16 protein-coding genes and 1 pseudogene are annotated in these 24094 nt (G+C 69.3%); 6 read left to right on the plus strand and 11 right to left on the minus strand.

All coding sequences use genetic code 11. The features are described from left to right. Positions 1 to 55 precede the first annotated feature (55 nt). Genes QEG98_RS36955 through QEG98_RS36965 form a run of 3 tightly spaced genes read left to right on the plus strand, consistent with a single transcriptional unit; the run spans position 56 to position 2902 of the window. Entirely contained in the window at positions 56 to 1240 is a 1185-nt protein-coding gene (locus QEG98_RS36955; RefSeq protein ID WP_316564662.1) for a carboxypeptidase-like regulatory domain-containing protein, read from the plus strand. Next, positions 1204 to 2625, plus strand: a complete 1422-nt coding sequence (locus QEG98_RS36960; protein WP_316564663.1) for a carboxypeptidase-like regulatory domain-containing protein — start codon at positions 1204 to 1206, stop codon at positions 2623 to 2625. Before QEG98_RS36955 ends, QEG98_RS36960 begins: the two co-directional genes overlap by 37 nt. Continuing rightward, the gene (locus tag QEG98_RS36965) at positions 2573 to 2902 is read left to right on the plus strand and encodes a PDZ domain-containing protein (RefSeq protein ID WP_316564664.1); all 330 of its coding nucleotides are present in this window, start codon (positions 2573 to 2575) and stop codon (positions 2900 to 2902) included. The genes QEG98_RS36960 and QEG98_RS36965 overlap by 53 nt, the downstream gene beginning before the upstream one ends. 6 nt (positions 2903 to 2908) lie before the next feature. On the opposite strand, the gene hrcA is transcribed toward QEG98_RS36965, so the two are convergent. Continuing rightward, entirely contained in the window at positions 2909 to 3940 is a 1032-nt protein-coding gene (gene hrcA / locus QEG98_RS36970; RefSeq protein ID WP_090487989.1) for a heat-inducible transcriptional repressor HrcA, read from the minus strand. Positions 3941 to 4218: 278 nt separating this feature from the next. On the opposite strand from hrcA, the gene QEG98_RS36975 reads away from it, so the two are divergent. Beyond that, on the plus strand, positions 4219 to 4722 hold the full coding sequence (locus QEG98_RS36975; protein ID WP_316564665.1) for an EamA family transporter: 504 nt from the start codon (positions 4219 to 4221) through the stop codon (positions 4720 to 4722). Then, the gene (locus QEG98_RS36980; RefSeq protein WP_316564666.1) at positions 4616 to 5155 is read left to right on the plus strand and encodes an EamA family transporter; all 540 of its coding nucleotides are present in this window, start codon (positions 4616 to 4618) and stop codon (positions 5153 to 5155) included. The genes QEG98_RS36975 and QEG98_RS36980 overlap by 107 nt, the downstream gene beginning before the upstream one ends. Positions 5156 to 5158: 3 nt before the next feature. On the opposite strand, the gene QEG98_RS36985 is transcribed toward QEG98_RS36980, so the two are convergent. The 10 genes and pseudogenes from QEG98_RS36985 to QEG98_RS37030 form a co-directional block, all read right to left on the minus strand. Next, entirely contained in the window at positions 5159 to 5413 is a 255-nt protein-coding gene (locus tag QEG98_RS36985) for a zinc-binding dehydrogenase (protein ID WP_316564667.1), read from the minus strand. Continuing rightward, positions 5398 to 6063 carry an NADP-dependent oxidoreductase gene (locus QEG98_RS36990; protein ID WP_316564668.1) on the minus strand — a complete coding sequence of 222 codons (666 nt, stop codon included), beginning with the start codon at positions 6061 to 6063 and terminating at the stop codon, positions 5398 to 5400. Before QEG98_RS36990 ends, QEG98_RS36985 begins: the two co-directional genes overlap by 16 nt. A gap of 152 nt (positions 6064 to 6215) precedes the next feature. Continuing rightward, positions 6216 to 7919 carry a hypothetical protein gene (locus QEG98_RS36995; RefSeq protein ID WP_316564669.1) on the minus strand — a complete coding sequence of 568 codons (1704 nt, stop codon included), beginning with the start codon at positions 7917 to 7919 and terminating at the stop codon, positions 6216 to 6218. A gap of 224 nt (positions 7920 to 8143) precedes the next feature. After that, complete coding sequence (locus tag QEG98_RS37000; RefSeq protein ID WP_316568028.1) at positions 8144 to 9571, minus strand: caspase domain-containing protein; 1428 nt, start codon at positions 9569 to 9571, stop codon at positions 8144 to 8146. Positions 9572 to 9671: 100 nt separating this feature from the next. Then, complete coding sequence (locus tag QEG98_RS37005) at positions 9672 to 10391, minus strand: hypothetical protein (protein ID WP_316564670.1); 720 nt, start codon at positions 10389 to 10391, stop codon at positions 9672 to 9674. Continuing rightward, the gene (locus tag QEG98_RS37010; protein ID WP_316564671.1) at positions 10388 to 10888 is read right to left on the minus strand and encodes a sigma-70 family RNA polymerase sigma factor; all 501 of its coding nucleotides are present in this window, start codon (positions 10886 to 10888) and stop codon (positions 10388 to 10390) included. The genes QEG98_RS37005 and QEG98_RS37010 overlap by 4 nt, the downstream gene beginning before the upstream one ends. Positions 10889 to 10977: 89 nt before the next feature. Beyond that, a pseudogene (locus QEG98_RS37015) lies at positions 10978 to 12959 on the minus strand (ATP-binding protein). Between the two features lie 122 nt (positions 12960 to 13081). Further along, the gene (locus QEG98_RS37020) at positions 13082 to 14362 is read right to left on the minus strand and encodes a response regulator (protein ID WP_316564672.1); all 1281 of its coding nucleotides are present in this window, start codon (positions 14360 to 14362) and stop codon (positions 13082 to 13084) included. Then, positions 14302 to 20517 carry a HAMP domain-containing protein gene (locus tag QEG98_RS37025; RefSeq protein ID WP_316564673.1) on the minus strand — a complete coding sequence of 2072 codons (6216 nt, stop codon included), beginning with the start codon at positions 20515 to 20517 and terminating at the stop codon, positions 14302 to 14304. Before QEG98_RS37025 ends, QEG98_RS37020 begins: the two co-directional genes overlap by 61 nt. A gap of 199 nt (positions 20518 to 20716) precedes the next feature. After that, the gene (locus tag QEG98_RS37030) at positions 20717 to 21169 is read right to left on the minus strand and encodes a hypothetical protein (RefSeq protein WP_316564674.1); all 453 of its coding nucleotides are present in this window, start codon (positions 21167 to 21169) and stop codon (positions 20717 to 20719) included. 581 nt (positions 21170 to 21750) lie between these two features. Between QEG98_RS37030 and QEG98_RS37035 the strand changes: the two genes are divergently transcribed. Next, positions 21751 to 24030, plus strand: a complete 2280-nt coding sequence (locus QEG98_RS37035) for a TonB-dependent receptor (RefSeq protein WP_316564675.1) — start codon at positions 21751 to 21753, stop codon at positions 24028 to 24030. Positions 24031 to 24094 lie beyond the last annotated feature (64 nt).

Genomic DNA, 24094 nt, shown 5'->3' on the forward strand with positions numbered 1-24094 from the left:
CCTACACTGTGGGCAGCCGCGACGGCGACGGCCGGACGCGGGGGAGGCCGAGCCCGTGCGCCATCGAACCCCCTTCTTGATTGCCTTGTGCCTGGCCATCGCGGCTGTGCTGCTGCTGTGGTTCCGCATGCCCGTCCCCGCGGCCCCTGCCGGCGCGCGCCCGGAGGCCGCGGCGTTGACCGCGCCAGCGCCCGTCACCAGCGGCGCCCCGTCCCGCGCCAGCACACCGCCCACCCCGCCGCTGGAGACCGCCCCCGACGCCGAGCTGGGCGCCTTCGTGGTGCGCGTGGTGGACGCCCAGGGGCCCGTGATGGGCGCGCGCGTGCGGGCCTACCTGCGCGTGGGCGCGGACGGCACCGGGGCCACGCCGTGGCGCCGCGCGGGCGAGGGCACCACGGCGGACGGCGGCGTGCTCCGCCTGCCCGCGGCGCCCGGCGACTACCTGCTGTCCGCGCATGCCCCGGGCCACGGCCCCGTGCGGTTGGAGGCCACGCGGCCGCTCGGCGAGGCGGAGACGGCCGTCGAGCTGCGCCTGCCCGACGGCGTGACGCTGAGTGGGCGCACCGTGGCGGAAGGGCGCGAGGAGCCGGTGCCACTCGCCTCACTGACGCTGCGGCCCTACCCCGGGACGCCCACGGCCTGGGCGGCCCCCACCGGCTTGCCGGAAGAAGCGGCGGAGACGACGAGTGATGCCCAGGGCCGCTTCGCCTTCACGCAGCTGGCGCCCGGGCGCTACGAGCTCACCGCCGAGGCGCCGGGCTTCAGCCGCCGCACCTTGCGCCTGCTCCAGGTGCCGCGGGCCGGTGAAGTCGTCGTGGGGCTCTGGGGCGCGAGCACCCTGGAGGGCTTCGTCGTCGACGCGAAGGGTCAGCCCGTCGCGGACGCGGAGGTGGTGGCGGCGGGAGGCACCGCGCCGGTGCGCGTCACCACCGGGGAAGGTGGCGGCTTCGCGCTGGAGGTCAACGCCGGGACGTGGGTCGTCTCCGCGCGCCGAGGGGACCAGCTGGGCCGCGTGCCGGGGCCGCTGTCCGTCGCGCCGGGCGAGACGCTGCGCGGGCTCGTGGTGACGCTGGGCGCGGCCAGTGGCCTGACGGGCACGGTGTCCACGGTGGAGGGCGCGCCGGTGCGCGGAGCCATCCTGGTGGCGTCTCCCGCGGGCGGCCAGGGCGAGCTGGGCCGGGCGGCGTCCGGGGATGATGGCGGGTGGCGGATGGACGTCCCCCCGGCGAGTACGACGTGACGGTGCGCGCGGCGGGAATGACGGGCCGCGTGTTCGAAGCCGTGGTGGTGAACCCGGGCGGCCACACGCCCCTGGACGTGCGGCTGGAGCCCGCGACGGCGGCGCTGGAAGGCCTGGTGGTGGACGCGGAGGGACGGCCGCTGGGAGGCGCGCAGGTGCGCGCCGAACCGGCGTCCTTCTCTGGCGTGGCGCACACGGCGCTCACCGACGCCGAGGGCGCCTGGAAGCTGGAGGGGCTGGAGGCGGGGCCCACCTCCGTGCGCGCGCGGCGCGAGGGCTCGCAGCGGTGGACGTCCCGCATGGAGACGTTGAAGGCGGGCGTCGTCACCCGCGCGGACTTCACCCTGGCGGACTCCGGCTCCGTGTGGGGACAGGTGACGCGCGCGTCGGGTGGGCCGCTGACCGAGCCCGCGCTGGTCCACGCCGTGCCTCGGGGCGGCTCGGGCACGGCCTCCACGGAGACGGATGCGCAGGGCCAGTTCCAGCTGGAATTGCCCGCGGGCGTCTACCAACTGGTCGCGCTGCTCCACCAGACGCCCGCCATCTACTTCCACATGGAGAGCGACCCGTTCGTGACGGTGCCTTCGGGCGGTGCCGTGCGGCAGGACCTGCTGTTGAAGGAGGACTCCGTGTTGTCCGGTGTCGTGCTGGAGCCCTCCGGGGTGCCCAGCCCGCTGGCCATCGTGGCCGCCATCCAGGGCGGGGACTTCCCCATGACGCGCAAGGAGCGCGCGGACGAGGCGGGCCAGTTCGCCATGCCGCCGCGCCCCCAGGGCGCCCAGCCCCTGGAGCTGGTGGCCCACAACGCGGGGCGCGTGGGGCGGCTGCCCGCCGCGCATGAGGACCAGGCGCCGCTCACGGTGCGGCTGGAGCCCGCGGCCACCCTGCGCGGGCGCGTGGTGGCGGGCAGCGGCGCGGCTCCGGAGGGCTTCACCCTGGAGCTGCTCGAGGCCAACGGTGAGGCCCTGCCCTGGGCCGGTGCCTGGCCCACCACGCGGCGCTTCGCTGGCAGCACCTTCTTGCTTCCAGACGCGCCCGCCCAGGCGCTGAAGGTGACGGTGCGCACCGAGGACAGCCGCACGGGCGAAGCCCAGGTGACGCTGCGGCCCGGGGGCACCTCGGACGTGGAGGTGCCGCTCACCGGCGGCGTGGCGTCCATCTCCGGGCGCGCGGTGTGGAGCCGGGGGCGGCCCCGCGCCAGGGGTGGCGGTGTTCCTCGACAAGGCCGTGGGCGGGCGCTCGGACGCCTTCACCGGGCAGGACGGACGCTTCCGCCTGAGCGACGTGCGCCCGGGCATCCACACCGTGCGGCTGCTGCCGCCGGAGGGCCGCGTGGAGACGCGCACCGTGAAGGTGGCGGAGGCGGAGGCCACCGACGTGGGTGACGTCACGGTGTCCCCGCGCCGGGCCACGCCGGGCACGCTGGGCGCGGGCTTCAGTGAGGACCGGGGCCACGTCGCCTTCGCGTGGCTGACGCCGGACGGGCCCGCGGCGCGCGCGGGCGTCAACGTGGGGGACCGGCTGGTGGCGGTGGATGGCCAGGTGGTGCGCGACAGCACGGAGGCGGAGTCCCGCACCCGGGGTGCGCCCGGCACGCCCGTGCGGCTCCATGTCCGGCGCGCGAATGGTGAGCAGGAGGTGCTCGTCACCCGCGCGGAGTGAGGCCCGCTACACCTTCTCCAGCACGCGCGACAGCACCTGCGCGGTGAAGTTCACCAGGGGAATCACGCGCCGGTAGTCCATGCGCGTGGGGCCGATGACGCCCACCGTGCCCAGCACCTGCTCCTGGTTTCCGTAGGGGCTGGCGATGACGGTGACGTCGCCGGCCGCGGAGAAGTCGCTCTCCGCGCCAATGAAAATCTGCATCTCGTTGGCCACCTGCACCCGGTCCAGCAGCGACAGCAGCTTGTGCTTCTCGTCCAGGGCCCTGAAGAGCGCGCGCATGCGCTCCACGTCCGCGAACTCCGGCTGCTCAAAGAAGGACCCCGTGCCCTGGATGAGCACCCGCTCCGTGGACGCCAGGTCCGTGGCCGCCGCGCCCAGCTTCAGCGCCTTGGCCGTCAGCGCGTTGTAGAGCGCCTGCTCCTGGTCCATCTCCGCGCGGATGCGCTCGCGCGCCGACTCCAGCGGCACCTCCCGCAGCAACTCCGACAGGTAGTTGCTCGCCTTGAGCAGCTCGTCGGAGGTGATGGGGAACTCCACGGTAATCGCCTTGTTGTGCACCTGGCCGCTCTGCCCCACCAGGATGGCGAGCACCCGGTCCTCGCGCAGCCGGACGAACTCGATGCGCCGGAACACCGCCGACTCCGGCCGCGGCGCCACCACCACGCCCGCGTGACGCGTCAGCGAATGGAGGATGCGACTGGCCTCGCCCAGCATCTCCGCCAGGTCGGCCTCATGCGCGAGCCCCGCGTGGATGAGCTCCCTGTCCCGGGGCGTCGGGTCCCTCAGCTTCACCAGCGTGTCCACGTAGAAGCGGTAGCCCTGGTCGGTGGGAACACGCCCGGCGGAGGTGTGGGGCTTCTCCAGGAAGCCCAGCTCCTCCAGGTCCGCCAGCACGTTGCGCATGGTGGCGGAGGACACCTCGAACCCCGGCCTGCGGGTGAGCTGCTGACTGCCTACCGGCCCGCCCGTGGAGATGTACTCCTGGACGACCGCCCGGAGGACTTCCTTCTCACGCTCACCCAGCTCTTCGGACATCCCTGGCGCTCACTCCGGAGCCACGGTGCGGCGGCACCTCCGCCCTGGCTCCCTGGGAAAGTCTAAGGAAGCGGCCCCGGGCATTCAATCCGGGAGCCACCCTGTCCCTACGGGCGACCCGGCGCGACATTCCCGACGCCAACATTCCGGCCAGCCGGACGGCCGCCCCGACGCACGAGCGCGGTGCCCGCCACTGTACTGCTCCGAGAAGGACCCGGCTGTGAGGTGCGGCAATGCCCACATGGCCGGCGAAAATCGCCAGCGATACAAGCCGCGCCGTGCTCGCCTCGCGTGCCGCGCCGCTCCCCGTTTCACAGCCAGCCCCCGTCAATCTGCCCTCCGGAGACGTCCTTCCCGGTGGTCCCCAGCGCGGGTGGCTCATCGCCAGCATCCTGTCCCTCTATATTATTTGGGGCTCCACCTATCTGGCCATCCGGTGGGCGCTGGAAGGTGGCATGCCGCCTTTCCAGATGTCAGGGGTGCGCTTCGTGCTCGCCGGCGCCCTGCTCTTCGCGGTGCTGTGGCTGCGCGGGGCGCCCATGCCCACGGCCCGTCAGTGGGGCGCCAGCGCGCTGGTGGGGCTGTTGCTGCTGGGCGTGGGCAACGGGGGCTCGTATTCGCGCAGCAGTCGGTGCCCTCGGGCGTGGCCGCGCTGGTGGTGGGCAGCCTCCCCTTGTGGACGGCGCTCTTCGGGGGCTCTTCGGCCAGTGGCCCGGACGCGCGGAGCGCTGGGGACTGGCCGTCGGCTTTGGCGGCATCGTCCTGCTCAACCTGGGCGGTGACATGGGCGGCGGCCTGCTGCCGACGCTGGCGATGCTGGTGTCGCCCATGAGCTGGGCGCTGGGCTCGGTGTGGAGCCGCCGGCTGCCCATGCCCCAGGGACTGATGTCCACCGCGGCGCAGATGCTGTGCGGTGGCGTCGTCATGCTGGGCTTCAGCCTGCTGATTGGGGAACGCCCCGCGGTCATTCCCACGCCCAAGGCGGTGCTCGCGTTCTTCTACCTCGTCGTCTTCGGCTCGCTGGTGGGCTACAGCGCCTATGGCTACCTGCTGCGCAACGCGCGCCCGTCGCTGGCCACCAGCTACGCCTATGTCAACCCGGTGCTGGCGGTGCTCCTGGGCGGCCTGCTGGCGGGCGAGACGATGACGCCCACGGCCTGGCTGGCCATGGGCGCCATCCTGGGCGCGGTCGTGTTGCTGACGCGCGAGAAGTGACGCTCAGTTGACGAGCAGCACCTTGCCCACGCCGCCCTGCTCCGCGAGCTTCTGCGCTTCCTTCACCTGCTCCAGCGGGAAGCGCTTGCTGACGGGGATGACCAGGTCGCCCCTGGCGACGGCCTGCCCCAGTTGCGTCAGGCGGCGCGAGTCCGGGTGCGAGAGGATGGCGCGCACGGTGATTTGCCGCCCCTTGGCCTCGGGAGGCTCACCCAGGACGCTGCCCAGGGTGCCTCCGGGCTTCACCTTCTCCAGCACGCGGGCCACCACCGGCCGCCCACGGTGTCCGCCACCGCGTCCAGCATGGGCAGCTTGGAGAACTCGTCCGCGACGTCGAGCGCGAAGACGCCGTCCACGCCCAGCTTCTGCGCCTCCGCCTTCTGGCTGGCGCGCACGCCGGCCAGCACCTTCGCGCCCCGGGCCTTCGCCGCGAAGACGGCGGCGCGGCCCACCGCCCCCAGCGCGCCGATGACGAGCACCGTGTCCCCTTTCTGGGGGTTCACCGCCTCTTCCATCAGTTGCACGCCGGTGAGTGTGACGAGCGGGAGCGCGGCGGCGTCCTTCAGGTCCATGGACTCGGGGACCTTCGCCCAGGCGTCCACCGGCGCGACGACCTTCTCCGCGTAGCCGGCGTTCACCACGCCCATGACGCGGTCCCCGGGCTTGAAGTCGGTGACGCCCGAGCCCACCTCCATCACCTCGCCGGCCACGTCGCGCCCGAGGATGGTGGGGAACTGCACGGGCATCATCGCCTTCATGTCCCCGCGCCGAATCTTCCAGTCCACCGGGTTGATGCCGGCGGCGATGACGCGAACCTTCAGCTCGCCTGGTCCCACCTTCGGCTCGGGCATGTCTTGAATGGCGAGCGCATCCACGTCTCCATAGGACTTGAGCACCACGGCTTTCATGAGCGCCTCCCTGACGCGAAAGAGCTGACGTCGCGCGAAGGGTAAGCATCCGGGGAGGCCATCAACCGCGGCGCCTGCCCGGCCCTACCTCCCCCCTCGCTGGAAGGACGGTCGGTGGGAACGGGCAGGCGACCTTCACGAGGAACGAGCGCTCATTGGTTCGAACGGTAGATGCTCAACGAACCGCCTCTAGACACCGCTATCACCGGCTGGCCCGCCACATCCAACGCCAGGGAGGTTGGCAGCGCGCCCGAGTAATCCCGGACGCGCTCTTTCCGATAAATCTCACGGGGGTACCAGCTCGCATAGAGGCTTGATGACGAACGGCCTCCGATGAACGTCATCAACACCCGGCCATGGCCATCCACGGCAACCGTCGGCCAGCGCCGCTCCTCCACGTCAAGTCTCTCATCCCAGGAGGTCACTACTTCGAGGTTCCACGCAGAACCGGACCAGCGAGCCACCACCACCCCGTCATGGTAGTCCGAGCCATACATCTCCCCCCAGACAGCCACGGGGCGTCCATCCGGCAGCGTGGCCAAGGCGGGCTGGGTGACTCGATAGCGGTCCGGGAAAAAGCGGTCGTGAAGGAGCCGCTCCCCGAGTGCATTCCAGTCAGTGCCACTCCAGTGGCGGACATGCAGTCCCGCCAAGACGTCCGAGGACTCGGCTTCGGCCCACGCCACGAAAATCCCGCCGGAGCCATCCACACTCAACGCGGGCGCATCCGTGGAGACAGTTGAGCCGGGCCCCGTGCCCACCCGCAGGACGTCTCCCAGGGCGAGCCACTGCCCCTCCGTCCAACGTCGCACGCGAACGCCGTCGGATGCACTCCAGGCCACGACCGGACGGCCCTCGCTGTCGACGCCGAGAGCGACATCATACGGAGCCGCGTCCTCTGGCGGATTCAGACGCGTCCCAAGTGGCCGCCAGGCGGAGTCCTTCCATTGAAGGACGTGGAGCGCGGCGTCGGCGCTCGCGGAGTCATGTTGCAGGAATGCCACCACCGGGTGGCCGTCCGAGCCCAGCGCGAGCTGTGGACGCGAGACCGTCATTTCCTTGCGCGCCCCCGGCGCGGCGAACGGCGAGCCCAGGACACTCCAGACGTTGCCCTCCAGGCGCCCGACGACGATGTGTGCGCCTTCTGTCTCGTTCCGCTCCGTCGTCATGCCGCGGCTGTCGGCGACCGCGAACACCAAGGCGCCACCGGGCTCCACGGCCAGCGCCGGGCGACCGGCGACCAAGACCCCATCCTGCACCCCTGGGGTTCGCTCGAAGGAAAAGCCGGGCTCCGACTTGAACGAGGGGACTCTCCAGTACCAGGTGATGCGTGGTCCCATGGAAGGACTGAACTGGGCGGGGTTCCCAGCCAGGTCCGTGATGTCCTCGCTGGACATTGAAGCAGAGCCTTCCGACGGCAACGAAAAGGGCTGAATCATCGGCGTGGACAAACTCAAGCGGTCGTCGGACAGCGTCATCCGGGAGGACCAATCCTGGTTATCAACCTGGATGCTGGCCATCGGCGCTTCGGCGCTCTTGAGCCGGATGGGCTCCGTGAAGGTCACCAGCAGGGTCGCTGTCTCATGGAAGAGCGTTTCGAAGGCGCTGGGAGAAGCCCAGAGAACGGTGGGCCCTGTGCGGTCCACCGTCACGGGATGTGCCTCGCTCGTGAAGGTATGCCCCTTCCACTCCGCGCGAGCCTGGAGCTGGTGGATGCCCTCCTCGAACACGGTCGTATCCCAGGTGAACTGGAAGGGAGGCAGCAGCGTGGCCAGCGACTTGCCATTCCGGAGGAGCTCTATCTTGTCCGGGGTACCGCCCTGCGTCTGCACCGTGACGAGGAGCGAATCGTTCACATGCTCCATGCCTCGCGAGTTGTTGATTTCCAATCGCAGTGGGTCGACGGGAGGAGGAGTCCGCGGTGTTCCATCGGAGAGTTCGCCGCACCCCCATAGGGACAGCGTGGCGAAGAGCAATGCGGAACGCGCGGAAGGACACGAGAAAGAGCGAGGCATCATAGCTCCAGGCATGACGTGCTTCATTTGGACACGCGAGCCCGTGCGGCTGGGAACCTGCCGTGTCAGAAGTTCCAGCCAAGTCCGATGCCGGCGCTCGCGAGCGCCCTCAACTCATTCCCCTGGGGCAATGGCATCACGGCGCCGCCCACGGAACCGGTGACGACCAGCGACACCCCTTCAACGCCCAGCCACGCCGAAGCGCTCACGCCACCATACGGCGCCGTTCCCGTGCTTGACGTGCCCGCCTCGCGCTGGTGGATGTACAAGGCGCCCAGCTCCGGCCCCAGCGTCAGCGCGCTCCACCGGCCCTGGAACCTGCGTCCCATGCCCAGCCGCAGTGACCACTCCGTCTGCCGGAGCCCGCCGCTCACGACGGACTTGCTGGCGCGTCCGGCGACGGTGCCCCACACCACTTCCACGAGGCCCGGCTGGAGGGGCGCGTTGAACAAGGCCTGGAGCTGCCCACCCGTGCCTGAGCCGAAGTGGGTGGCCGTCCGCGTCGCGAAGGAGCCGCCCAGGTGCACCGCGCCGCGCCAGCCGGTGGCGTTGGCCCCCTTCTCCTGCATCGCGACGAAGGTGCCCTTGCTGAGCAGCGGCTCATCCACCAGCACGTGCCCCTTCTCCGGCACCGCGACGCGCAGCTCCAACCACGAGGCGTCCCGCCGCGAGCGCAGGCGATAGCCTCCCGGCGGCAGGGCCAGCATCACCGGACCGTTGCCCTTGGAGAAGACGCCCATCACCATGCCGTCCTGCTCCGACGCCACCACCCACTCGCCCGGCTCGGGCACCGTGATGAGCAACCGGCTTGGCGCGAGCACGGGCTCGGTGAGCACCAGCTCGCCCTGCCCCTTCAAGTCGAAGTGGAAGTTCGGGTGCTGGGTGCCCGCGCGGGTCAGCAGCGTGGACTCCACCGTGCGCCCGTACGCGTAGGCATAGGACTCCTGGAGCGTGACGCGCCCATCCCGGTTGAGGTCCCCCGCGCCCCGAAGTCCCGCCAGCAGGTGGTGCGTGAAGAAGGAGCCCTGGAGGTCATCGGCCTCCTGCGAGGCCTCGTCCGCGCTGGACGACGTGACGATGACGCGCCCCTTGATGGCGGGCGCGGACCACTGCACCAGCCGCTCCTCCACTGGCTCCAGCCCCTTGATGCGGGTGGCGGCGCCGGAGCGGCACGAGTCGATGAACATCACCGCCACGCCCACGGGCGACGCCTCCATGAACGCCATCAGGTCCTTCACCGGCAGGCGCGTCCCGGAGAGGTGCAGCGACTCGCCATCCGCGTGGCTCGACACGTAGACGAGGAGCTGGTCCCCCGGCGTGGCATCGCGCGCCATGCGCTCCCGCAACGTCCCCAAGGCAGCCTTCACCCGGCCCGCATCCGCGCCCAGGACCACCTGTGCGTCCTCCGGGACAAGGCCGCCCGCGTCCCGGAACAGGGTGAACATGCGGCGCGCGTCCGCATCGGCGAAGCGCAGGGGCTCATCCGAGGCCAGACCCCGGTTGGCGCCGACGAGGAGCGCATAGCGCCTGGGGGCGGAGCTTCTCCGGCGGGAGCCTGGGACAACAGCGCGGCGGTCAGCAGCGAGAGCAGCATCATGGGCCGGAGTTCACGGGGACGGCGAGGCGGTAGTGGTGTGCCGCGCCGTCCAATGGCGCGGAGGGCTGGCAGTCCGAGGATTGCTTCCGGGCAGCGCAGGCGGCGGCGCGAATCGCCAGGGCCGCCCGGCCCGGTTCAGCCAGCAGCGGCGCATCCGAGAAGAAGGCATCCAACACGAAGTCACCGGGCGTGACGATGAAGGTCGGCGGCATCACCAGCGTCTCCGGGTCTCCGGACTGCGTGCCCCGCGAGGGCCACAGGAGCGACACCTTGCCCGCGGCGTCCGTGGCGAACACCAGCACGTACCGGTAGGGCGCTGTCTTGAGCGAGAGCGTCACCACGTCCCCAGGCGACAGCGGCGCATCCACGGCGCCATCCGACTGCCGCACCACGGACACGAAGGGACCGCCCTTGACGCGGACGCCCTCCGGCGGCTCCCGCAGCACCACCACCGACGCCAACCCCAGGGCCAGGACCAGGGGAACCGCCCACCGCCACGCCCCGAGGAACGTGCGTGAAGGCACGGGCGCCGCACGCTCGGCCAGCACCCGAGACCGCGTCCAGGCGAACTCCGGCGCCACGCGCGCGGCCCCCGCGGCCTCCCGCAGCCGCGCCAGCTTCGCCTGACACTGCTCGCACGACGCGAGGTGCGCGGGAGGTGGCGCGTCCCCCACCACCAGCTCGTCCAACGCGAGCCTCGACAGGTGCCCGCTCATGACCGGGGCTCCAGCGCCAGTTCCCGCGCGCGGGCCCGGACCTTCTCCAGCTCGCGCCCCACTGTCTTGCGCGACAGGCCCACCACCTCCACGATTTCCTCCTGGGTGAGCGCGTCCACGAAGTGGAGCGTCGCAATCTGGAGGGCGCGGTCATCCAGCTCGCGGGCCAGCACCCGCAGCAGGTTGCGCGCCTCCACCTCCTGCGGGTCCGCCCCCGCCTCCTCCGCTTCGGCAAGCGCCTGGGCGGGGACGTCCTTCAATGCCCGGCTCCGCAGCATGTTGAGGCAGACATGGGTGGTGACCCGGAAGATGTAGGTCATGGGGCGTGCCTCCGCGCGAAACGCCCCGCCCGCCTGGAGGAGCCGGCAGAAGACCTCCTGCACGGCGTCCCAGGCGTCCGAGTCGCGGCCGAGCAGGGTCCTTGCCCTCCCGTGAACGGTGGGCGCGTACTTTTCATAGAGGTCGGCGAGCTCCGAGGCGCCTAGTCCCCGGGCCATTTTCTCTCCACGCTCCATTGGACACGTGACCGTGCCAGCGTGGGAACCGCACCCCTAGAAAAAACGCGGGCCCGCTCGGGCGGGCCCGCTCAGTTCGTGGAGCGCGTGTCCGCGTCCGGATGCGCGGCGACGGAGGGCGCCTCCGTCTCGCGCGGCAGCCACACATGGAAGGTGGAGCCCTCTCCGGCGACGCCCGGAGACTCCACCCAGATGCGGCCGCCGTGCTGCTCCACGATGCCCTGGCTGATGGTGAGCCCCAGGCCCAGGCCGCCGTACTTGCTGCCGTGCGCGCGGCCGAAGCGCTCGAAGATGAGCGCCTGCTTCTCCTTGGGGATTCCCACGCCGGTGTCCGTCACCGACAGGTGGACGCCCTCGTCGCGCTCACCCTGCACCCGCACCCACACGGGCCCGCCCTCGGGCGAGTAGCGCAGCGCATTGGACAGCAGGTTCGTGAGCACCTGGTCCAGCCGGCCCCGGTCCCACGTCCCCTCGAGCTGCTCTGACGCCTCGACGTGGATTTCATGGCCTTGCGACAGCACCGCCATGCGGTCCCGCGTCTCGTGCACCAGATGGCTCAGGTCGAACCGCTCCAGCTCCAACGACAGGCGGCCCGCCTGGAGCCGGCTGATGTCCAACAGGTCCTCCACCAGCTTGGCCATCCGGTCGATTTGCCGGTTGATGATTTTGAGCGACTTGCCCGGCCCGGCCTCTGTCTCACCGCCCAGCTTCAGCAGCGCCAGGTGCGCGTGGCCCTTGGCCGCGGCCAGCGGCGTGCGCAGCTCGTGGCTGGCCGCCGCGAGGAAGGAATCCTTCGCCTCGCTGGCCAGCCGCAGCGCCGTCTCCGCCCGCTGCCGCTCGGTGATGTCGCGCGCCACGGAGATGAAGCGCCCGGGGCCGCCGTCCGCCGCCACGTACTGGAGCACCACCTCCACCGGCACCTCCGAGCCATCCCGCCGGCGGTGGCTGGTGGAGTACGTCTGGCTGGGCAACGTGCCACTCACCAGCGGCGCCAGCAGCTTGCGAAAGCCGGCCTCGTCGAAGGCGCTCTCCACCTCCAGCACCGACAGGCCCACCAGCTCCTCGGCGCTGCTGGCCAGCTGCTTGGCCGCGCCCGCGTTGGCGTAGGTGAGCGTCAGCGAGTCCGGGGAGAACATGAGGACGCAGTCCAGCGTCGCGTCCAGCGTCGCCTTGAAGCGCCCCAGCGCCTCCTCCGCCCGGCGCTTGTCGTCGATGTCCGTGGCCACGGCAATCCAGCCGGCCAGCAGGCCATTCTCATCCCGCTCCGGCACCGCGCGCGCCGGTGCCAGCGGTACACGCCGTCGAAGCGGCGCAGGCGGAACTCGCGCTCCACGCGCTGCCCCATGCGGATGGCCTGCACCCACGCGGCGCGCATGGCCTCGCGGTCCACCGGGTGGACGAACTCCAGGAAGGTGTTGAGCGACAGCGGCTGGTCCGCATGGATGCCGGTGTAGTCCCGCGCGGCGCGGTTGGCGTAGGTGAAGCTGCCGTCCGAGCGCGCCGCCCACATCACCTCCGGCAAGGACTCCGTGAGCCGCAGGTGGCGCAGCTCGCTCTGCCGCTCCAGCGCCTCGCGCTCGCGCTGCCGGAGCAACACCGCCTGCCGCTGAATCTGCTGCTCCTTGAGGAACAGGTCCACGAAGACGCTGACCTTGGAGCGGAGGATTTCCGGATCGAACGGCTTGAGCAGGTAGTCCACCGCGCCGTGCGCATAGCCCTTGAAGACGTGGGCCGCGTCGCGGCTGAGCGCGGTGAGGAAGATGATGGGGATGGTGCGCGTGCGCTCGCGCTGCTTGATGAGCGTGGCCGTCTGGAAGCCGTCCAGCCCCGGCATCTGCACGTCCATCAGGATGACGGCGAAGTCGCGCTGAAGCAGGAACTTGAGGGCCTCCTCACCGCTGGTGGCCTTCACCAACTCCTGCCCGAGCGGCTCGAGAATGGCCTCGAGCGCGAGCAGGTTGGACGGATGGTCGTCCACCATCAGGATGCTCGCCCGGGGCTGGGAAGCCCTTTCCTGGTTGCGGTCCGCGGAGATGTGTTCGCTAGGCGTCATTGAAGTCGGCGGATGAATCTGCCCCGGTCCCACCTGTTCTCAAGGTGGAAGAGGCTAGGCGGCCCCTCGACCGGACCCAAGCCCGGAAGAGAGGCGCCGTACGGTAACCATCACTCAGCGAATCAAGCCGTCACCCAAAGACGGATGAGCTCCAGAAGCTTGTCGGTGTCCACCGGCTTGGGCAGGTAGTCGCTCGCGCCGGCCGCCATGCACTTCTCCCGGTCGTCCTTCAGCGCCTTCGCCGTCACCGCGATGATGGGGAGGCTGGAGTACTTGAGGTCCTTGCGGATGGCCCGCATGGTCTCATAGCCGTCCATCTCCGGCATCATCACGTCCATGAGGACGATGTCGACGTCGCGGTGCTGTTCGAGCATCTCGATGGCCGCGCGCCCGTTCTCCGCGAACACCACCTGCATGCCGTGGTTCTCCAGCACGCTGGTGAGCGCGAAGATGTTGCGCATGTCGTCATCCACCACCAGGACCTTCTTGGCGGACAGCTCCGTGTCCTTCTCGTTGCGCTGAGCCAGGGCGGCGCGGGCGCGAGGCGGCAGGTTCTGGTCCAACCGGTGGAGGAACAGCGCCGTGTCGCTGAGCAGCTGCTCCGGACTCTTCGTCCCGCTCTTGAGGATGACACTGCCGGTGTAGCGGCGCAGCCGGGCCTCGTCCTTGGGCGTCAGCTCCTTGCCGGTGTAGATGACGATGGGCAGGTCGCGGAAGCGGTTCTGCGTCTTGACCTCCTCCACCAGCCGGATGCCGTCGGTGTCGGGCAGCATCAGGTCGATGACGACGCAGTCGAACTCGCCCGTCTCCAGGTTCTCGAGCACCTCCTCGCCGGTGGCAACGGCCGTCACCTCGACATCGCCGCCTTCGCTGAGCAGCTTCACCAGGCTGTCGCGCTGGACGTCGTCGTCCTCCACCAGCAGCAGCCGGCGCTCCTTGCGCTCCAGGAAGCTGGCCAGTTGGTTGAACACCCGCTCCAGGCCCTCCTTGCTGACGGGCTTGGTGAGGTAACCGAAGGCGCCCTGTGAGTTGCCCTGGTTCTTGTCCATGACACTGATGACGTGCACGGGGATGTGACGCGTGCGCGAGTTGCGCTTGAGCCGGTCCAGCACACTCCAGCCGTCCACCACGGGGAGCTGGATGTCCAGGGTGATGGCGTGCGGCTGGAACTCGTTGGCCATGGACAGGCCGGTGTCGCCGCGCGTGGCCACCAGGGCCTTGAAGCCCTTCTCCCGCGCCATCTGCACCATGATGCGGGCGAACTTCACGTCGTCCTCGATGAGCAGCAGGACGCGGTCCCCTTCGCGGATGTGGTCGCGGTCATCCTCCACGGCGACGGGCGTCAGCAGCGACTCGATGGGCGGCGGCAGCGCCGCGTCCAGCACGTGGCCACTGTCCACCACCGGCGGCGCGGGGGCGGCTCCGCGCGCGGCGACTCCGGCGCCGGAGGAGGCGGCAGCCGGGGCGGAGGCTCGTACGAGGACGGAATGGACGGCAGGCCCTCCTCCTCCGGGCTGACGTACTCGGGCGGCAGGTAGAGCGTGAAGGTGCTGCCGCGGCCGGGCTCGCTGGTCACCTGGATTTCGCCGCCCAACAGCTTGGCGATTTCGCGGCTGATGGACAGGCCCAGGCCCGTGCCACCGTACTTGCGCGCGGTGGAGCCGTCCGCCTGCTGGAACGCCTCGAAGATGAGGCGCTGCTTGTCCCGGGCGATGCCGATGCCCGTGTCCGACACCGCGAAGCCGAGCACGTACCGCGAGCGCCGCAGGACCTCGTGGTCGAAGTGCGTGCCGACCTCGGCCAGCTTCACCTTCAGCTGGACGCTGCCCTCGTCGGTGAACTTGAAGGCATTGGACAGCAGGTTCTTCAGCACCTGCTGGAGCCGCTGCGGGTCGGTGCGGATGTGGCGCGGCGCGCCGGGCCCCACCTCCACGGTGAAGGACAGGCCCTTCTGCTCCGCGACAGGGAGGAAGCTGCGCTCGATGAACTGATTGAGCTCGGTGAGGACGATGTCCCGCGGCTCCACCTGCATCTTCCCGGCCTCCACCTTGGACAGGTCGAGGATTTCGTTGATGAGGCTGAGCAGGTCTCCGCCGGAGGCGTAGATGGTGTTCGCGTACTCCACCTGCTTGGTGCTGAGGTTGCCGTCCTTGTTGTCCGACAGCAGCTTGGCCAGGATGAGCAGCGAGTTGAGCGGCGTGCGCAGCTCGTGGCTCATGTTGGCCAGGAACTCGCTCTTGTACTTGGAGATGACGGTGAGCTGCTCGGCCTTCTCCTCCAGGCTGACGCGGGCGCGCTCCACCTCGTTGTTCTTCTCCTCGACGCGGCGGTTCTGCTCCTCCAGCAGCGTCGCCTTCTCCTCCAGCTCGATGTTGCTGCGCTTGAGGGCCTCCTGCTGCTGCGTCAGCTCCTTGGACTGGCTCTGGAGCTCCTGCGTCAGGTCCTGCGACTGGAGCAGCAGCTGCTCCGTGCGCATGTTGGCGATGATCATGTTCAGCACCACGCCAATGGTCTCCGTGAGCTGATCCAGGAAGATTTGGTGGATGGCGCTGAACGCGTGGAAGGAGGCCAGCTCGATGACAGCCTTCACCTCGCCCTCGAAGAGGACGGGCAGGACGATGATGTTGAGCGGCGCGGCCTCACCCAGCCCGGAGGAGATGGTGATGTAGTCCTCCGGCACCTGGGTGAGCAGGATGGTCTTCCGCTCCAGGGCGCACTGGCCGACCAGGCCCTCACCGAAGCGGAACCGGTTGGCGATGTGCTTGCGCTCCCGGTACGCGTAGGTGCTGGTGAGCTTGAGCAGCGGCGTGCCGGCCTCGGCGCCGTCCACCAGGAAGAAGGCGCCGTGGTGCGCGGAGACCAGCGGCGTCAGCTCGCTCATGATGAGGCGGCTGACGGCGTCCAGGCTCTTCTGGCCCTGCATCATGCCGCTGAACTTCGCCAGGTTCGTCTTGAGCCAGTCCTGCTCCTGGTTCTTCTGCGTCGTCTCACGCAGGTTGACGATCATCTGGTTGATGTTGTCCTTCAGCGCGGCGACCTCGCCCTCGGCCACGACGGTGATGCTGCGCGTGAGGTCACCCTTCGTCACCGCGGTGGCCACGTCGGAGATGGCGCGCAGCTGGCTCGTCAACGTGCCGGCCAGCTGGTTCACGTTGTCGGTCAGCTGCCGCCACGTGCCGCGCGCGCCGGGCACGCGGGCCTGGCCGCCCAGCTTTCCTTCGATACCCACCTCGCGGGCCACCGTCGTCACCTGGTCGGCGAAGGTGCCCAGCGTGTCCGTCATGTTGTTGATGGTCTCCGCCAGCGCGGCGACCTCGCCCTTCGCCTCCACGGCCAGCTTCTGCGTCAGGTCGCCGTTGGCCACCGCCGTCACGACCTTGACGATGCCGCGCACCTGCGTGGTGAGGTTGGAGGCCATGAAGTTCACGTTGTCCGTGAGGTCCTTCCATGTCCCCGCGACCCCGGGCACGCGGGCCTGACCGCCCAGCTTCCCTTCGACGCCCACCTCGCGGGCCACCGTGGACACCTGCTCGGCGAAGGTGCCCAGCGTGTCCGTCATATTGTTGATGGTCTCCGCCAGCGCGGCGACCTCGCCCTTCGCCTCCACGGCCAGCTTCTGCTTCAGGTCGCCGTTGGCGACGGCCGTCACGACCTTGACGATGCCGCGCACCTGCGTGGTGAGGTTGCGGGCCATGAAGTTCACGTTGTCCGTGAGGTCCTTCCACACGCCGGACACGCCGCGCACTTCGGCTTGACCGCCCAGCTTGCCCTCGGTGCCGACCTCGCGAGCGACGCGCGTCACCTCCGCGGAGAAGCTGTTGAGCTGGTCCACCATGATGTTGATGGTGTCCTTCAGCTCCAGGATTTCGCCCTTGGCGTCGACGGTAATCTTCTTGGACAAGTCGCCATTGGCCACCGCCGTGGTCACCAGCGCGATGTTTCGCACCTGCGCGGTGAGGTTGGAGGCCATGCTGTTCACGTTGTCCGTGAGGTCCTTCCAGGTGCCGGCGACGCCGGGCACCGCGGCCTGGCCGCCCAGCTTGCCGTCCGTCCCCACTTCCTTCGCGACGCGCGTCACCTCGGCGGCGAAGGCGCGGAGCTGGTCCACCATGGTGTTGATGGTGCTCTTGAGCTCCAGGATTTCGCCCCGGGCCTCCACGGAGATTTTCTGCGACAGGTCGCCGTTGGCGACGGCCGTGGTCACCTTGGCGATGTTGCGCACCTGGTCCGTGAGGTTTCCGGCCAGCACGTTCACGTTGTCCGTGAGGTCCTTCCAGGTGCCGGCGACGCCGGGCACCGCGGCCTGACCGCCCAGCTTCCCTTCGGTGCCGACTTCCTTCGCGACGCGCGTCACCTCGGAGGCGAAGGCACGGAGCTGGTCCACCATGGTGTTGATGGTGTTCTTGAGCTCCAGCACCTCGCCCTTCACGGAGACGGTGATTTTCTGCGACAGGTCGCCGTTGGCCACCGCCGTGGTCACCTTGGCGATGTTGCGCACCTGGTCCGTGAGGTTTCCGGCCAGCACGTTCACGTTGTCCGTGAGGTCCTTCCACACGCCGGACAGGTCCTTCACGTCGGCCTGACCGCCCAGCTTGCCCTCGGTGCCGACTTCCTTCGCGACGCGCGTCACCTCGGCGGCGAAGGCGCGGAGCTGGTCCACCATCGTGTTGATGGTGCTCTTGAGCTCCAGCACCTCGCCCTTGGCGTCGACCGTGATTTTCTTGGACAGGTCACCATTGGCCACGGCCGTGGTGACTTCGGCGATGTTGCGCACCTGCGCCGTGAGGTTGTTGGCGAGCAGGTTCACGTTGTTGGTGAGGTCCTTCCACGTGCCCGCCACGCCCGGCACTTCCGCCTGGGCGCCCAGCTTGCCTTCCACGCCCACCGTGCGCGCCACGTCCGTCACCTGCTGCGCGAAGATGGACAGCGTCTGCGTCATCGCGTTGATGGTGTCCGCGAGCGCGGCAATCTCGCCCTTGGCATCCATCGTCAGCTTCTGGTTCAGGTCGCCGTTGGCCACCGCCGTCACCACGCGCACGATGCCGCGCACCTGCGTGGTGAGGTTGACGGCCATGAAGTTCACGTTGTCCGTGAGGTCCTTCCACACGCCGGACACGCCGCGCACTTCGGCCTGACCGCCCAGCTTCCCTTCGGTGCCGACTTCCTTCGCGACGCGCGTCACCTCGGCGGCGAAGCTGTTGAGCTGGTCCACCATGGTGTTGATGGTGCTCTTGAGCTCCAGCACCTCGCCCTTGGCGTCGACGGTAATCTTGCGAGACAGGTCACCCTTCGCCACGGCCGTGGTGACTTCGGCGATGTTGCGGACCTGGTCGGTGAGATTGTTGGCGAGCAGGTTCACGTTGTTGGTGAGGTCCTTCCACGTGCCCGCCACGCCCGGCACCACCGCCTGGGCGCCCAACTTGCCTTCCACGCCCACCGTGCGCGCCACGTCCGTCACCTGCTGCGCGAAGATGGACAGCGTCTGCGTCATTGCGTTGATGGTGTCGGCCAGCTCGGCCACCTCGCCCTTGGCCTCCATCTTCAGGCGCTGGGTGAGGTCACCGTTGGCCACCGCCGTCACCACCTTGGCGATGCCGCGCACCTGGGTGGTGAGGTTCACGGCCATGACGTTCACGTTGTCCGTGAGGTCCTTCCAGGTGCCGGACACACCGCGCACCTCGGCCTGGCCACCCAGCTTGCCGTGGGTGCCGACCTCGCGCGCCACGCGCGTCACTTCCGAGGCGAAGCTGTTGAGCTGGTCCACCATGGTGTTGATGGTGTTCTTCAGCTCCAGGATTTCGCCGCGCGCGTCGACCGTAATCTTCTTGGACAGGTCGCCATTGGCCACCGACGTCGTCACCAGCGCGATGTTGCGCACCTGCGTGGTGAGGTTGGAGGCCATGTAGTTCACGTTGTCCGTGAGGTCCTTCCACACGCCGCCCACGCCCTTCACGTCGGCCTGACCGCCCAGCTTGCCGTCGGTGCCCACCTCGCGGGCCACGCGCGTCACCTCGGACGCGAAGGCGCGCAGCTGGTCCACCATCGTGTTGATGGTGTCCTTCAGCTCCAGCACCTCGCCGCGCACGTCGACGGTGATTTTCTTGGACAGGTCGCCCTTGGCGACGGCCGTCGTCACCTCGCCAATGTTGCGCACCTGGGCCGTGAGGTTGTTGGCCATCAGGTTCACGTTGTCCGTGAGGTCCTTCCACGTCCCGGCGGCGCCGGGCACCTGGGCCTGGGCGCCCAGCTTGCCTTCCACGCCCACCGTGCGCGCGACGCTGGTCACCTGCTGCGCGAAGACGTTGAGGGTGTCCGTCATCGCGTTGAGCGTGGCGCCCAGCGCGGCAATCTCACCCTGCGACGGCACCATCAGCTTCTGAGTGAGGTCGCCGTTGGCGACGGCCGTCACCACCTTCACGATGCCCCGCACCTGCGTGGTGAGGTTGGAGGCCATGAAGTTCACGTTGTCCGTGAGGTCCTTCCAGGTGCCGGACACGCCGGGCACCGCGGCCTGACCGCCCAGCTTCCCTTCGGTGCCGACTTCACGCGCCACGCGCGTCACTTCGGAGGCGAAGCCGTTGAGCTGGTCCACCATGGTGTTGATGGTGCTCTTGAGCTCGAAGACCTCGCCGCGCGCGTCCACGGTGATTTTCTTGGACAGGTCGCCGTTGGCCACCGCCGTGGACACCTCCGCGATGTTGCGCACCTGGGCCGTGAGGTTGTTGGCCATCAGGTTCACGTTGTCCGTGAGGTCCTTCCACACGCCGGATACGCCGCGCACTTCGGCCTGACCGCCCAGCTTTCCGTCGCTGCCCACCTCGCGCGCCACGCGCGTCACCTCGGCGGCGAACGAGTTGAGCTGATCCAGCATCGCGTTGACGGTGGTGCCGATGCGGAGGAACTCGCCCTTGACGGGCTGGCCATCAATCTCCAACGCCATCTTCTGGGTGAGGTCGCCCTGTGCCACGGCCACCAGCACGCGCGCCACCTCCGTGGTGGGCTGCACCAGGTCGCCGATGAGCGAATTGATGGAGTTGATGCTGTGGGCCCAGTCGCCGCGCACGTCGCCCAGCGACACGCGCTCGCCCATGCGGCCCTCGCGGCCGACCACGCGCTCCACGCGGACCACTTCCTGCGTCAGGGTGGCGTTGAGCGACACCACGGCGTTGAAGGCACTGGCAATCTCCTCCATCACCGGGTCGGCGTCGCCGCCAGGGAGCCGCACGGAGAAGTCTCCGCCGTGCACCGAACGAAGCGCGGCGAGCAGGGGCTGTAGCGGATGGTCGCCGCGTCCCTGGCCACGCGGGGTGGACGCGCGAGCGCCACGGCCCCGGCCGTTGCGGCGGGCGGGCTTCGGTGCCGCCACTTCGAGGTCGGCTGGCGAGGTGGAGCGGGTTCGTCCTCGGTCACCGCGCAAGCGGTTGGCCACGGGGTGCTCGGAAGGGGCCACCTCGCGGGTGGGCGCCTCCGGTCGGGAAGTGCCGTTCCCCGAAGGCTTGCGCGCGGAGGCACGCTTGCGGCCGTTGGAAGGGGACTGGGGAACCTTGGTGTCGTCCACGCGAGAAACCTCTGATCGGGATGAACGCTGCTGGCTGCGCTGAGCGGCGCCCGGGCTGGGGCGAATCTCCAGGGAGTTCGCGGGCTTGTCGATTCAATGCAGGCCCCGCGGAACCCTGAACGTTCGCCAATGAACGCAGTGGTTCAGAGGCCCGGACCGCCCGTGAAAGGCACCCGGCGCCGCACCTCCTACCAACATCTCAGGGGGCAGGGGCCGTGCACGGAAATCCATCGCAGCCGTGCACATAGAGGGGCCGTCCGAGGAGCCTCCGAGCAGGCGCCCCTGGCGGGCGCTGCGCCGGCTCGTACCGGGCGGTCCGGAGATCCACCGCGAAAGCCTGCTCGGCCCCCTGGGCGCAGGCGATCAGGACGCGCTCGGGGCGCTCGAGCCACCACAAGTCCGCTGCTTCACACGGCAACTCCATGGGGAGTGGCGTGAGGGTTCGCGCTTCGTAGAAGCGGAGCGAGGCCTCGTCGAGCACGGCGGCGAAGGTGCCCTCCGCTCCCACGGACAGCCGTGCTTCCGCCCCGGATACCGGCACCTGTCCCAGCACCGCTCCGTCAGGCGCCACCGAGACGAGCTGCCCCTCCGCATCGAGCGCCAGCACCCCGCCCCCGTGGCTGACGAGTGATACTGGGGAGAAGTCGCCCATGCGCATGGGCTCGGCACCGTCGTCGCGCCAGAGCTGTCCGGCCTGCGACCACCAGAGGCGATTCTCCCGGTCGAAGGTGATGGCGCGTACGCCCGCCAGGGGAGCCGCTGGGAGCCCTCCGGCAGGGTGCAGACCGCCATGGCCTGGGCGCCGTAGACGGCGGCGCGCGAGGCATCCGGCGAGACGGCCCAGCCCAGCAGGGGGCGTTGCAGGAGACGGGCGAGACAGTGGTTCAGCGCGCCGAAGTGCGGATCCGAGGTGGGCGCGGAGATGAGGTAGGGCAGGCTGGTGGTGGCGACGTAGACGAGCAACCCGAGCGCGGCGGCGGTGGCCACAGTGAGCGGCCATGGGCCAGCTCGGCGCAGGCGAGCCTCCTTCGCGGAGGCGCGCGCCGCCTTGCCTCCTGACACCGGACTCTCGCGTCCACTCACGGCGGCTCCTCGCGGCGGTGTTCCTGACCTTGCCGGGGATGGAATCAACAGCGGCCCGGCGCCACGTCCCAGTTCGTTTCCCCACGACAGCACAGAACGGGGCCGAAGGGTGGCCGTGCCATACTGTTCTGGAGGGGAGACAACGCCCGCATGGTGGGGGAGAAGGCGCTGCGAATCGTGGGAGTCGCCCTGGCCGCGTTGCTGACGGCCGGTGCGGCGGAGAATCCACGGAGTGCCATTCTGGGCACGGTCATCGATGCCCAGTCACGGCAGCCCGTCGCGGAGGTCGTCGTGACGGCGAGCCCGTCCGCGCAGGGCGGTGAGCGCATCGCCGTGACCCAGCCCAACGGAAGGTATCGGATTCCCGACCTGCCCCCGGGCGACTACACGCTCCGCTTCGAGCGCGAGCTGTTCGAGCCCTACTCCCTCCCCCTCTCCGTCAGTGAAGGGCGCGCTTTTCGCGTCAACGTCGAGCTCCAGCCGACGGAGCCAGGAGAGGCCGTTGGATTGTTCTGCGGAGGCCCGACTGTCGACACGAGCAGCTCGACACTTCGGTTCATCCAGTGGCGGGAAGACGTCTCGCGCGTTCCGGTCAGCCGCCCAACGAAGTGGGCTGGCGCCATGCGCACCTCGGACAGCCTCGCGGAGTGGATACCCGGCACGGTGGACAGCGTGGACGGACGGTCCTTCAGCGGCGCCACTCCCTTTGAAAACGAATACCTGCTGGAAGGGCTTTCGACTCGCGATCCGACCACGGGCCGCAACCTGCTCCCGCTGAACCAGGAACTGGTCAGCGACATCAGCGTGCTCACCGGCGGATACATGCCGGAGTACGGACGTACCACGGGCGGTATCATCGACCTGAAGCCAGTGGCCGTCTCCAATGAACTGCGTGGTGAGGTCTTCGCGAACTGGGCACCGGGCGCGCTGGAAGGGGCATGGAAGCCCGCGACAGGCCCCCGCCCCGCCGTCTCCTCGGACGGCGCGCTCCGTCACCTGGGGGATTTCGGCGGAACACTGGGCGGACCGCTGCTCAAGGACCGGCTCTGGTTCTTCGCGGGCATCGTCCCCGCGCTCAGCCGCGTCGAACAGGACGCCGGCTTCATGGACCAACGCAGCCTCCAGGCACTGGCCAGGCTGACGTATGCCCTCAAACACAGACATTGGACATCGCTGACTGTTGTCACCGCTCCCGCGTTCATGCGGGGGATGGAAGGCGCGCAGGCTCCGTGGGCGGTGGACAGCGACACGGTCATGGCCGTGCTCGCCTACAACGCCTTGGTCCTCGACAGACGCGTCACGCTCGATGCCAAGGCGAGTTGGCTGGGCCACGATGTCACCCGGCTGTCGCCTGCTGGCCCTGCGAGCGTCGACACTGACCGATTCCAGGCGAAGACGCAGGCTTCCTATTGGCTGAAGGGACTGGGACACCATGCGCTGGCAACGGGCCTGGAGCTCGAACATGTCGTCCAACGCCCATCGCAGGTCGCCGACATCACCAGCAGCAGCTTGAGCGGGTTCGTGCAGGACCGATGGACCTTGAACGACCGGCTCACGCTGAATGGAGGTCTTCGCTACGACGCGCAGCTCCTCGATGCGGACGTGCGTGGGAACATGACGCACCACCAGCTCTCACCGCGAGTCGGGCTCGTCTTCGACCCCGGTGGGAACGGCCGGATGAAGCTGTTCGCGCACGCCGCGAAGTATCAGGGGATGGTTCCCCTGGGGTTGCTCACGCCGGACGCGCGCATCGCTTCGCGGCTCGGTCCGACGTCGTCTTCCGAGTTCGTCGCGGGCGCGGAGCATGAGCTTTCGCTGTTCGCGAAGGCGGGTGTGACCTACACGCGCCGCCGCCTGGATGATGCGCTCGCGACCATTGCGGACGACGGTGCGGGCGGGTTCCTCATCGTCAATCCCGGCGCGGGCCCTGCTGCCAGCTTGCCGAAGGCAGCGCGCACCTATGATGCCGTCACGGTGGAGCTTGGCCGCAGCCTCTGGGACGGCTGGCAGGCCCAGCTCCGTTACACATGGTCTCGGCTCCATGGGAACTACACAGGCCCCTTCGGCACTGATGGCGGACGGCCGCTGTCGCAGTCGCGATTGCTCGCAGCGGACCGGCCCCATGTCTTCAAGGCCTTTGCATCCAAGGAGTTCACGCTCACGCGGAGGCTCACGCTCAACGCGGGCCTCGCCTACCTGGGCGCGGCTGGCGCACCACGCGAAGCGGGCAATGCGCGGACGCCGTGGGTACACACCATCGATGCCCAGCTGAGCGCGCGCTACGGCACTGCCGACCAGCACATCGTGACGCTGAGCATCGACGCGTTCAATGTGCTCAATGCACAAACTGTTCTCCGTGAGGAGACGTTGCTGCCCTTGCAGTACCAGACGCCACGACAGCTCCGCCTCGGGGTTCGCTACGCCTTCTGAGGCAGACCTCCTCTGGCCGAGGGTGCCGGCTGCTGTTCGGAAATGTCGGGACATTTCGCCCGCT

The sequence above is a fragment of the Myxococcus sp. MxC21-1 genome, assembly GCF_032612255.1.
GTDB classification, from domain to species: domain Bacteria; phylum Myxococcota; class Myxococcia; order Myxococcales; family Myxococcaceae; genus Myxococcus; species Myxococcus virescens.